At 63.1% G+C, this 11,565-nt stretch carries 11 protein-coding genes; 9 read left to right on the forward strand and 2 right to left on the reverse strand.

What is annotated here, in order from left to right; genetic code table 11:
- Window positions 1-414: 414 nt before the first annotated feature.
- Window positions 415-2,112 (reverse strand): dihydroxy-acid dehydratase, encoded by a 1,698-nt coding sequence (gene ilvD / locus T5B8_RS17155; protein WP_353180591.1) that lies wholly within the window; start codon window positions 2,110-2,112, stop codon window positions 415-417.
- A gap of 178 nt (window positions 2,113-2,290) precedes the next feature.
- Window positions 2,291-2,926 carry a peroxiredoxin gene (locus T5B8_RS17160; RefSeq protein ID WP_353180592.1) on the reverse strand — a complete coding sequence of 212 codons (636 nt, stop codon included), beginning with the start codon at window positions 2,924-2,926 and terminating at the stop codon, window positions 2,291-2,293.
- Window positions 2,927-3,083: 157 nt separating this feature from the next.
- On the opposite strand from T5B8_RS17160, the gene cutA reads away from it, so the two are divergent.
- The 9 genes from cutA (at window position 3,084) to purH (ending at window position 11,301) form a co-directional block, all read left to right on the forward strand.
- Window positions 3,084-3,425 (forward strand): divalent-cation tolerance protein CutA, encoded by a 342-nt coding sequence (cutA, locus tag T5B8_RS17165; RefSeq protein ID WP_353180593.1) that lies wholly within the window; start codon window positions 3,084-3,086, stop codon window positions 3,423-3,425.
- 8 nt (window positions 3,426-3,433) lie between these two features.
- Window positions 3,434-5,245, forward strand: a complete 1,812-nt coding sequence (gene dsbD / locus T5B8_RS17170) for a protein-disulfide reductase DsbD (protein WP_353180594.1) — start codon at window positions 3,434-3,436, stop codon at window positions 5,243-5,245.
- Window positions 5,242-5,787 (forward strand): TlpA family protein disulfide reductase, encoded by a 546-nt coding sequence (locus tag T5B8_RS17175; protein WP_353180595.1) that lies wholly within the window; start codon window positions 5,242-5,244, stop codon window positions 5,785-5,787. Before dsbD ends, T5B8_RS17175 begins: the two co-directional genes overlap by 4 nt.
- A 172-nt stretch (window positions 5,788-5,959) precedes the next feature.
- Window positions 5,960-6,415, forward strand: coding sequence for a type II 3-dehydroquinate dehydratase (gene aroQ, locus T5B8_RS17180; RefSeq protein ID WP_353180596.1), 456 nt, complete (start codon window positions 5,960-5,962; stop codon window positions 6,413-6,415).
- Window positions 6,416-6,420: 5 nt separating this feature from the next.
- Window positions 6,421-6,888: an acetyl-CoA carboxylase biotin carboxyl carrier protein gene (gene accB, locus T5B8_RS17185; protein ID WP_353180597.1), complete on the forward strand. Its 468-nt coding sequence runs from the start codon at window positions 6,421-6,423 to the stop codon at window positions 6,886-6,888.
- Between the two features lie 150 nt (window positions 6,889-7,038).
- Window positions 7,039-8,394 carry an acetyl-CoA carboxylase biotin carboxylase subunit gene (gene accC / locus T5B8_RS17190; RefSeq protein WP_353180598.1) on the forward strand — a complete coding sequence of 452 codons (1,356 nt, stop codon included), beginning with the start codon at window positions 7,039-7,041 and terminating at the stop codon, window positions 8,392-8,394.
- Window positions 8,387-9,274 (forward strand): 50S ribosomal protein L11 methyltransferase, encoded by an 888-nt coding sequence (prmA, locus tag T5B8_RS17195; RefSeq protein WP_353180599.1) that lies wholly within the window; start codon window positions 8,387-8,389, stop codon window positions 9,272-9,274. Before accC ends, prmA begins: the two co-directional genes overlap by 8 nt.
- An 86-nt stretch (window positions 9,275-9,360) precedes the next feature.
- A complete protein-coding gene (gene fis, locus T5B8_RS17200) occupies window positions 9,361-9,618 on the forward strand; it encodes a DNA-binding transcriptional regulator Fis (RefSeq protein ID WP_353180600.1) in 258 nt (85 codons plus the stop codon).
- A 90-nt stretch (window positions 9,619-9,708) separates the two neighbouring features.
- The gene (gene purH / locus T5B8_RS17205; protein ID WP_353180601.1) at window positions 9,709-11,301 is read left to right on the forward strand and encodes a bifunctional phosphoribosylaminoimidazolecarboxamide formyltransferase/IMP cyclohydrolase; all 1,593 of its coding nucleotides are present in this window, start codon (window positions 9,709-9,711) and stop codon (window positions 11,299-11,301) included.
- Window positions 11,302-11,565: the final 264 nt, after the last annotated feature.

Here is an 11,565-nt window from a genome sequence, read left to right on the forward strand (position 1 = left end):
CCGATCAGCCGCCTGGGCTTATCCGTGAACAATGTGTTGGGTTTACACACCTAGGTGGTATTCCTTGAGCATTGGCGTTTATGCAGAATGCAAGCATCAAAATCGTCAGTGTTCTTAAAATCATATTTACTCTCTCTTGCTGCCGCTAACGCCAATTCGACGACATTTGTAGGTATATCACGCGGCAGATGGTCGACATAACGCCGCCTCGTTTTATTTATAAATCAATACGTCAGGTCTTATCGCGCGTATTAGGTCGACACAAATTGCCTACCAAGCTACTGACCTCCGCATTATCGTCTTCGTAGCGGTCAAAACGTACTGCGTCCTCCGCTAGTAATATGGCACGAAGAGCACGCATAAAAAACCCGCCGTTCAGCGGGTTTCTCGCGAGCCCTAGCAGCAGCTATATGATCAATCGCCACCCTGATCTGTAACCGCCCCCTTAGAAGCCGTCCCCACCAACCGAGCATACTTAGCCAACACCCCCCGAGTCGCATTCGGCGGCTTGGGTTGCCAGGCGTTGCGGCGGTCCGCAAGTTCTTCGTCGCTGACGTGCAGATGCAGTTTGCGTTCGTGGGCGTCGATGGTGATGGTGTCGCCTTCCTGCACCAGGGCGATGTTGCCGCCGACGGCGGCTTCCGGGGCGACGTGGCCGACGACCATGCCGTAGGTGCCGCCGGAGAAGCGGCCGTCGGTGATCAGGCCGACTTCTTCACCCAATCCACGGCCGACGATGGCGGAAGTCGGCGAGAGCATTTCGCGCATGCCGGGGCCGCCTTTCGGGCCTTCGTAGCGGATGACGACGACATCGCCGGAGACGATCTTCTCGTCGACGATCGCCTGCATGGCTTCTTCTTCGGAATCGAACACGCGGGCGGGGCCGGTGATGGCCGGGTTCTTGAGGCCGGTGATCTTGGCGACACCGCCCTCTTCGGCCAGATTGCCCTTGAGGATGGCCAGATGGCCGGATTTATACAGCGCCTCTTCCATCGGCAGGATGACTTTCTGGCTCTTCGGCGGTTCGTCCGGCACATCGGCCAGGGTTTCGGCCAGCGTTTCACCGGTGATGGTCAGGCAGTCGCCGTGCAGCAGGCCAGCTTTGAGCAGCATCTTGAGCACCTGCGGAATGCCACCGGCGGCGTGCAGCTGGGTGACCACGAAACGCCCCGAGGGCTTGAGGTCGCAGAACACCGGCACCTTGGCACGGATGCGCTCGAAGTCGTCGATGGTGAGGTTCACGTCCGCGGCCTGGGCGATGGCCAGCAAATGCAGCACGGCGTTGGTGGAGCCGCCCACGGCCATGATCAGTGTGATGGCATTTTCGAAGGCTTCGAACGTGAGCAGATCACGCGGCTTGATGTCCTTCTCGATGGCCTGGATCAGCACTTCCGCCGAGCGGGCCGCGCTTTCGGCTTTTTCTTCGTCTTCCGCGGCCATGGTCGACGAATACGGCAGGCTCATGCCCATCGCCTCGAACGCGCTGGACATAGTGTTGGCGGTGAACATGCCGCCACAGGAACCCGCGCCCGGGCAGGCGTTGCACTCGACCGTCTTGACGCGTTCGTCGTCGATCTTGCCGGCCACGCGCTGGCCGACGGCTTCGAACACGGAAACCACGGTGAGGTCTTCACCGAAGGCATGGCCGGGCTTGATGGTGCCGCCATAGACGAAGATGGCCGGCACGTTCATGCGCGCGATGCCGATCATCGCACCCGGCATGTTCTTGTCGCAGCCGCCCAGCGCCATGACGCCGTCCATGGATTCGCCCTGCACGGCGGTTTCGATGACGTCGGCAATCACTTCGCGGGAGACCAGCGAATACTTCATGCCCGGCGTGCCCATGGAGATACCGTCGGAGACGGTCACGGTGCCGAACATCTGCGATTTGGCGCCGCCGTTTTCGAGCGCGCCTTCGGCCCGCTTGGCGAGATCGTTCAGACCCATGTTGCAGGGCGTGATGGTCGAGTAGCCGTTGGCGATGCCGACGATGGGCTTGTTGAAGTCCTCGTCGGTGTAGCCCATGGCGCGCAGCATGGCGCGGTTGGGCGCACGCGAGGTGCCCTGGGTGACGACGTGACTGCGGCGCTGTTTCGGCGTGTCCTCGGCCATGATGTGTTCTCGTTGTGGATCTGAATAAGTGGAGCGTGTGACGGTCGGGCGTTCTCGGCGGCGCCCGTTATCGCGCGCCGTAGTATGCCGCGCTAACTGCAGCACACACAAAAAAGGCGCGGCCCCGAAAGACCGCGCCTTTGACTCCGCCAAGCGATTCGGCCTGGCGAAACGCCGTTTACTTGTTCGGCTGCTTGGTCATGCGCAGGTACGGCTTGAGCTCGTTCCAGCCATTCGGGAAGTGCTTCTCGGCTTCCTCGTTGGACAGCGCGGGCGAGACGATTACGTCGTCGCCGTCTTTCCAGTTCGCCGGCGTGGTGACCTTGTAGTTGTCGGTCAGCTGCAGCGAATCGATCACGCGCAGGATCTCGTCAAAGTTGCGCCCGGCGCTCTTCGGGTAGGTGAGCGTCATGCGAATCTTCTTGTTCGGGTCGATCACGAACACGCTACGCACGGTGGAGGTGTCACCCTCGCCCGGGTGGATCATGTCGTAGAGCTCGGAGACCTTGCGGTCGGTATCGCCGATGAGCGGGAAGTTCACGCCGCAGCCCTGGGTTTCCTCGATGTCCTTGGACCAGGCCTTGTGATCCTCGACCGAATCCACCGAGACGACGATCGCCTTGGCGTTACGCTTGGCGAATTCGTCCTTGAGCTTGGAAGTCGCACCGATTTCGGTGGTGCACACCGGCGTGAAGTCGGCGGGATGGGACATCAACACGCCCCACTGGTCGCCCAGCCATTCGTGGAAGTTGATTTCGCCTTCCGTGGTGTCGGCATTGAAATCGGGTGCGGTATCGCCCAGTCGCAAACTCATGTCGCATACTCCATCGTTGTTGTGGCGCGACTATAACAGTGCCTTTTCGCCGCCACTAAATAACTTTCACTTCGTCTTTTATTCTGGGGCCGGCTTCGCGCAGGACAAGACCGGCGTGTTATCGCGCATTGCATCGCAAACTTCTAGAATGCGCGCCATGAACGATACGCAAAAATCCGCCGAAGCCCGCATGGTCTATGTGACCTGCCCCGATATCGAAACCGCCCGCACGATCGCCAGCGCCCTGGTCGAACACCACGAGGCTGCCTGCGTGAATATCGTGCCGGGCGTCGAATCGGTCTATCGCTGGCAGGGCAAAATCGAGATCGACAACGAACTGCTGCTGCTCATCAAGACCCGGGCCGAGCGGATTGACGATATCCAGGCCCGTGTGGCCGCCCTGCACCCCGACGATGTACCGGAAATGGTGGCGGTGCCGATCGTCGAAGGCGCCACGGCCTATCTCGACTGGCTCGAAGCGCAAACCGGGCGGTCGTGAACGCCGCCATGCATTCAGTTCGGGCGCGCGTACTGCTGGCGCTGGCGGCTTGTCTGCTGGCCTTGCTCAGTACGAGCGCTGCGGCGGCGAACGACTTTCTGCCCGTGGACGAGGCCTTCGTGCCCAGTGCCGAGCGCACCGCCGACGGCGATGTGGCCGTAACCTGGCAAATCGCCGACGGCTATTACCTGTATCGCCACGCCTTCGACTTTAAGCTCGTCGACGCCGAGCCGGCCATATCCGGCGATGCCCGGTTTCCGAGTGGCGAAAAACATACCGACGAGTTCTTCGGCCCGGTAGAAAGCTATCGCGACAGCGTGCGCGTGGTGCTGGCGGTGCTGGGCGATACGCCGCTGCCGCCGGGCGCGCGTATTCAGGTGACCTATCAGGGCTGCGCGGACGCCGGCCTGTGTTACCCGCCGCAGACGAAAACACTGGATATCGCGGAGGCACCCACCGCCACGGCGGATTCGAATTTTGCCGCGAACGCCGACACCGGCGATGGCGGCTTTCTCACCCAGCAGGACGATCTGGCCGGCCGGCTCGCGAGCGCGGGCACCTTACCCACGCTGGGTCTGTTCTTCGTGTTCGGGCTGTTACTGGCATTCACGCCCTGCATCCTGCCGATGATCCCGATTCTGTCGGGGCTGATCGTCGGCGCCCAGGCCACGCCGGCACGGGCTTTCACGCTTTCGCTGACCTATGTGCTGGCGATGGCCGCAGCCTATACCGTGTTCGGCGTGATTGCCGGCTATTTCGGGGCGAACCTGCAGGCGGCCCTGCAGATGCCGGCCGTACTCATTCCCTTTGCGGTGATCTTCGTACTGCTGGCACTGGCCGCCTTCGGCCTGTTCCAGCTGCAGATGCCGGCCCCGATTCGCCAGCGCGCCAGCGCCATCGGCGCCCGCCGGGGCGGGCTCGCCGGCGCGGCGCTCATGGGGTTCTTTTCGGCATTGATTGCCGGGCCCTGTCTGGCGCCGCCACTGGTGGGCGCGCTGCTCTACATCTCCAGCAGTGGCGACATGGTGCTCGGCGGCGCGGCGCTGTTCATGCTCGGGCTCGGCATGGGTGTACCGCTGATCCTCATCGGCGTATTCGGCGCCCGGCTGATGCCCCACGCCGGCGCCTGGATGAGCGAGGTGCAGATTCTGTCCGGCGTGATTCTGCTGGCGGTCGCCCTGTGGCTGCTTACGCGCATTCTGCCCGCGCCGGTGAGCCTGGCCGGCTGGGCGTTGCTGGCACTCGGCTATGCCAGCTATCTGTCCACGCTCGAGCCGGCCGCACGGGCCGGGCGTGCGATTGTGCGCGCCGTAGCATTCCTGTTGTTCGTCTATGCCGGGGCGGCCACGCTTGGCGTACTCGCCGGCGCACACAACGCTACCGCACTGCGCCCGCTCGCGCCGCTGATCAGCACCACGACGAATACCGCGGCGAAGGGTATTACCACGGATTCGCCCTTTACCCGCGTGGCCAATCTCGACCAGCTCCAGGCCGCACTGGCCAGCGCACGCGAGAACGGCCGCCCCGCGGTGGTGGATTTCTATGCGGACTGGTGCGTGGAGTGCGTACAGATGGAACACGGTCTGTTTGCCGAAGCCTCGGTACGCCAGGCCCTGTCCGAGGTGGTGGCCCTGCAGGTGGATGTCACCGACTACGACAGCGCCGACCGTGCGCTCATGCGCGAGCTCAACGTATTCGGCCCGCCCACGGTGCTGTTCTATCGCCCGGACGGCAGCGAAGCCGCCGACCAGCGCCTGATTGGCACAATCGATAGCGCCGGTTTCATTGAGCGCCTGCAACGCCTGGAACAACCCTTATGAATCGTGTGATGGCGCGGATTGTGGGTATCGGCCTGCTGGCAGCGGTCGTAGTCGCCGGTGTATTCGTCTATTGGAACAGTGCGAACGAGAAGCCGTACCGGCCGGATTTCACCCTGGCCGATCTCGACGGCGAACCCCATGCGATCGCCGACTACGACGGTCAGGTGGTGGTGCTCAACTTCTGGGCCAGTTGGTGCAAGCCCTGCCGCGAAGAAGTGCCCATGCTCATCGACGCCCAGCGCGAATACGCCGATCAGGGCCTTCAGATTATTGGCATTGCCGTCGATAAACCCGAGGCAGCGGCCGAATTCGCCAAGCGCTACGACATCAACTACCCGGTTCTGGCGGACGCCACCGAAGGCGCACGTATTCAGGATCGCTACACCGCCGAGGGCGCGCCGGCGGGTGTATTGCCGTTTACTGCCATCATCGATCGCAACGGCAAGGTGGTCGCTCGTATTGCCGGTGCGCTGAATCATGCGCGATTGTCCGATATCGTGCAGCCATTGCTCGAAAAAAGCGCATCTGCGACCAAAGACTGAGCCCATGCGTACAACGCCGCCGAACGGCCGTCGCGATGCGGCGCGGCTGGCCTGAACGTCGCCGAATTATCGACAATACGGTAGCGAACGGTCGCGAAAACACTTTCTTTTCGGTTGTAACGTCCATTTCCTTGGGGCAGACTCCGAGCATCGCCATCCAAGGACGGGCTGCGTGGCTCATTTTCTGCTGCTCAACGGACCCAATCTCAATCTGCTCGGCAGCCGCGAGCCGGACGTCTACGGCCACGACACGCTCCCCGACATAGAACGCCGCCTGCAAGCGCGCGCACAGAAACACGGCCACAGCCTGGCCTGTTTCCAGTCCAACAGCGAAGGCGAACTCATCGATCGCCTCCACGCCGCGCGCGATGAAAACGTCGCCTGTGTGCTGTTCAATCCTGGTGCATTCACGCATACGAGCATCGCCCTGCGCGATGCCCTGTTGGGCACACAGCTGGCCTGTATCGAAATCCATCTTTCCAACACCGCGCAACGCGAAGCGTTTCGCCATCATTCCTATATCGCCGATATCGCGATCGGCACCATCACCGGTTTTGGCGCGCACGGCTATGTCATGGCCCTGGACGCCGCGATGACGCGCACCGCCGAGACCACCGAGGAGAAATAACCCCCATGGATATCCGCAAGCTCAAAAAGCTCATCGAGCTGGTCGAGGACTCCGGCATCGCCGAGCTCGAAATCACCGAAGGTGAAGAGTCGGTCCGCATCGGCCGTTATCCGGCGCCCGGCAGCATCCCGGCCGCGCCGCCGCAGCCGGCAGCAGCCGCTCCAGCGCCTGCCCCCGCGCCCGCCGAGACCAATAACGCCAGCAACAGCAGCGCCGACGACGAAGACGACACCCCGGAAGGCCATATCGTGCGCTCGCCGATGGTCGGCACCTTCTATCGCGCGCCGGCGCCGGATGCCAAGCCGTTCGTGGAAGTGGGTGACAAGATCGGGCCCACCGATACGCTGTGCATCATCGAAGCCATGAAGATGCTCAACCAGATCGAAGCCGAAGTCGCGGGCGAAGTCAGTGCCGTACTGGTGGAAAACGGCCAGCCGGTCGAGTTCGATCAGCCGCTGTTCGTCGTGAGATAAACCGAACCTCCGAGGCCCGATGATTGTCGATCGTGTTCCGTTTTCGGAGCCGATCGACCCGATAGAGGGACAGTGAGTGCGCACTGACAGACAACGACCGACAGCGCCGCCCCGAGGGGCTGGCGGCGCCGGTCACAGAGAGGTTTTTGCATGCTAGGCAAAGTATTGATCGCCAATCGCGGCGAGATCGCGCTGCGTATCCTGCGCGCCTGCCGCGAACTGGATATCCCCGTGGTCGCGGCCTACTCCACCGCCGATCGCGAACAAAAACACGTGCTGCTGGCCGAGGAAGCCGTTTGTATCGGCCCGGCCGACAGCTCGAAGAGCTATCTCAACATGGCCGCGATCATGAGCACGGCTGAAGTCGCCGGCGCCAGCGCCATCCATCCGGGCTACGGCTTTCTCTCGGAGAACGCGGATTTCGCCGAAAGCGTGGAACAGTCCGGCTTTACCTTCATCGGCCCGCGCGCGGAAACCATCCGCCTGATGGGCGACAAGACCTCGGCCATTCAGGAAATGAAAGCCGCGGGCGTGCCCTGTGTGCCCGGCTCCGGCGCGCCGCTGACCGCCGACGATGCAGCCAATCGCAAGTTGGCCCAGAAGATCGGCTTTCCGGTCATCATCAAGGCCGCCGGCGGCGGCGGCGGGCGCGGCATGCACGTGGTCTATGAGGCCAAGGCCCTGGCCGGTGCCATCGACATGGCACGCCGGGAAGCGGCCAGCTTTTTCGGCAACCCGGCCGTGTACATGGAGAAATACCTCGAGCTGCCACGGCATATCGAGGTTCAGGTGCTGGCCGACAACTACGGCAACGCGATTCATCTGGGCGAGCGCGATTGTTCGCCGCAGCGTCGCCACCAGAAAGTGGTCGAAGAAGCGCCGGCGCCCGGCATCACGGCTGAAGAGCGCGAACATATCGGCAAGCTGTGTGTGGATGCCTGCAAGCGCATCGGCTATCGCGGCGCGGGCACCTTCGAATTCCTGTACGAAAACGGCGAGTTCCATTTCATCGAAATGAACACGCGTATCCAGGTCGAGCATCCGGTCACGGAAATGATCACCGGCGTGGATCTGGTCGCCGAACAGCTGCGTATCGCCGCGGGCCACGAACTGCGCTACAAGCAGGAAGACATCCAGCTGCGCGGGCATGCCATCGAATGCCGTATCAATGCCGAGCACGCCGAGACGTTCGTGCCCTCGCCCGGCAAGATTCAGGCTTACCACGCGCCGGGCGGGCCGGGTATTCGCATGGATTCGCATATCTATGCCGGCTACAGCATTCCGCCGTATTACGACTCGCTCATCGGCAAGCTCATCGCCCACGGCGATACCCGCCATGCCGCCACCGCGCGTCTGGACATGGCCCTGTCGGAGATGGTCGTCGAGGGCATCAATACCAATATCGCCCTGCATAAACGCATCATCCACGACCCGGCGCATATCGAGGGCGGGGTATCGATCCACTGGCTGGAAAAGAAACTCAAGGATGAAAGCAGCCGTGGCTGACGGACCCGCCTGGCTGCAGATTACCGTCGAGACGCCCCGAGCATCGTTGGCCGAGGCGGTCTTCGAAAGCTTCGACGCCGAAGCGGTTACCGTGCTCGATGCTGGCGACGACATCACCGTCGAGAACACGCCCAACGAGCAACCGGCCTTTGCCGATTCACGTATCACCGGCTTGTTCACCGACGGCACCCGTGCGGAGCCGATCGAGGCAGCACTACGCGAGGCGCTGGGCGCAGACGCGACCATTCGTATCGACCGGCTGGAAAACGAGGATTGGGCCAGCGCGTGGCTGGCCCAGCATCCGCCCATCCGTTTCGGCGCGCGGCTCTGGATCGCTCCGCACAATGCCCCGGTGGCGGCCGACGATGACGCCATCGTCGTGCGTCTGGATCCCGGGCTTGCCTTCGGTACCGGCACCCACCCGACCACGGCGCTGTGTCTGGGCTGGCTCGCCGAGGCTGATCTGGCCGACAAGCAGGTGCTCGACTACGGTTGTGGCTCGGGCATTCTCGCCGTCGCCGCCGCGCGCCTGGGCGCGGCATCGGTCACCGCGGTGGATATCGACGATCAGGCCGTACGCGCGACCCGCGAGAATGCCGAGCGCAACGGCGTGCTCGATCGTATCCATACGCCGGCACTGGATGCGATCGGCGATCGCGAGTTCGATATCGTGCTCGCCAATATCCTGGCCAAGCCGCTGATCGCACTCGCGCCCACGCTCACCGCCCACGCCGCGCCCGGCGCGCCGCTGGTGCTCTCGGGTCTGCTGACACGCCAGATCGACGACGTACAAAATGCGTATACCCGCGCATTCACGTTCACCGAGCCGGCCATCGAGGACGATTGGGTCCGCCTGAACGGCAAGCGCCGCCTTGCATGACGACGAATAGCCGAAAGTCGTCTTTCTCTGCGGGCGAAATGCCGTTATAGTTTTGCGCCTTGTCCCTGCCCACGCGCCCGTTTCGAATGTCGAAGATCGACCAAGACGCCGCCCAGCCGCTCAGCCATTATGTGGGCGCCAGTCTCGATCGCTATTTCGATTCGCTCAACGGTTGCGCGCCGCCGCGCGATCTTTACCAGATGGTGCTCGCGCAGGTGGAAAAGCCACTGCTCGAGCGCGTGCTCGATTACAGCCAGGGCAACCAGTCGCGCGCGGCCGAAATGCTGGGCATCAATCGCGGGACGCTGCGTAAGAAATTGCGCACCTACGCGCTCGACCGTTAGACCGCCGATACACGGCACGCATCTTCCCACCCGCACAGCGGGTGTTTTTATTTCAATCGACCACACTCCGTTTTCCGGACAAAGGCTATCGTGAGCTCTACCGAACACGCCCCCATCCGCCGCGCCCTGATCAGCGTTTCCGACAAAACCGGCGTCGCCGCGTTTGCCAAGACGCTGGCCGAACAACACGGCGTCGAAATCCTGTCCACCGGCGGCACGGCCCGCGTACTACGCGAAGCCGGCGTTGAGGTGGTCGATGTAGCCGCCCACACCGGCGCGCCGGAGATCATGGACGGGCGCGTTAAAACACTACATCCGAAGATTCATGGCGGCATTCTCGGCCGGCGCGGTCAGGACGACGACGTGATGGCCGAACAGGGCATCGCGCCCATCGACCTGGTGGTGGTCAATCTCTACCCCTTCGAACAGACCGTGGCCGACCCGAACTGCCCGCGCGATCAGGCCATCGAGACCATCGATATCGGCGGCCCGGCCATGCTGCGTGCCGCGGCCAAGAACCACGCCTTCGTGACCCTGGTCGTGGATGCTGCGGACTACGACGCCGTACTGGATGATCTGAGCGCCCATGGCGGCACGCGTACCGCCACCCGCCGTCGTCTGGCTGCAAAGGGCTTCAACCATACCGCCGGCTACGACCGTGCCATCGCCGACTATCTGCAGGGCGACGAGAGCACGCCCGACAGCGAAGCCGAAGACGTGCTGCCGGCCCGCTTCGCGGCGACCTATACCAAGCGCCAGGATCTGCGCTACGGCGAGAACCCGCACCAGCGGGCGGCCCTCTACGCCGCCTCCACCCCGGTGGCCGCGAGCCTGGTGGATGCCCGTGTATGCCAGGGCAAGGCGCTGTCCTACAACAATCTGGCCGATTCCGACGCGGCCCTGGCCTGCGTACGCGCCTTCGACCAGGCCCCGGCCTGCGTGATCGTCAAGCACGCCAACCCCTGTGGTGTGGCCGTCGGTCCCGACCTGAAGACCGCCTACGAGCGCGCCTTTGCCACCGACCCCACCTCGGCCTTCGGCGGCATCATCGCGTTCAACGAGACCCTGGACGTGGACACGGCGAACCAGATTCTGGCGAACCAGTTCGCAGAAGTGATCCTCGCGCCGCGCATCGACGACGCCGCACTGGCGGCCTTCGCCAAGAAGAAGAATCTGCGCGTGATCGCCACCGGCGACTTCAAGGCCGATGCCGAACCGAAGCTCGCCATGCGCCAGATCGCGGGCGGGCTGTTGGTACAGGATGCCGATACGCTGCTGTTCGACCGCGACAAGCTCGATGTGGTCACCCAGGCCCAGCCCGACGGCACCCAGCTACAGGACCTGCTGTTTGCCTGGCGGGTAGCCAAATACGTGAAATCCAACGCCATCGTGTATGCCCGCGACGGGCGCACGATCGGCGTGGGCGCGGGCCAGATGAGCCGCGTGGATTCAGCCCGTATCGCCGGCATCAAGGCCCGCGACGCCGGCCTGGAAGTAGCCGGTTCGGTGATGGCATCGGATGCCTTCTTCCCCTTCCGCGACGGCCTGGACGCCGCCGCCGAAGCCGGCGTGAAGGCCGTGATCCAGCCCGGGGGCTCGATTCGCGACGACGAAGTGATCGCCGCCGCCGATGAAGCCGGCATTGCCATGGTCTTTACCGGCATTCGCCACTTCCACCACTAGGGCCGCTGCGGGCCGGGCGCAACACCCGGCCCGACTGCGCTGGATCGAGCCGATCGGGTGCTCGATACGTATCTGGGTAATTTTTCCCAACAATTTGACAGCTTGCTAACCCCTTGTCGTCAAATCCTTTTGCCGCAAAAGACGGCATTCCGACGCGAATTTCGTGTTTGCGCCAATTAATTGGCGCGTGCTAACGGTTGCTTCCGACCGATTACAAATAAAACGACTCGGGCAGAACGACAAAATGCCTCGAAGTTGTCGGAG

The organism is Salinisphaera sp. T5B8 (genome assembly GCF_040361255.1).
Lineage (GTDB): Bacteria > Pseudomonadota > Gammaproteobacteria > Nevskiales > Salinisphaeraceae > Salinisphaera.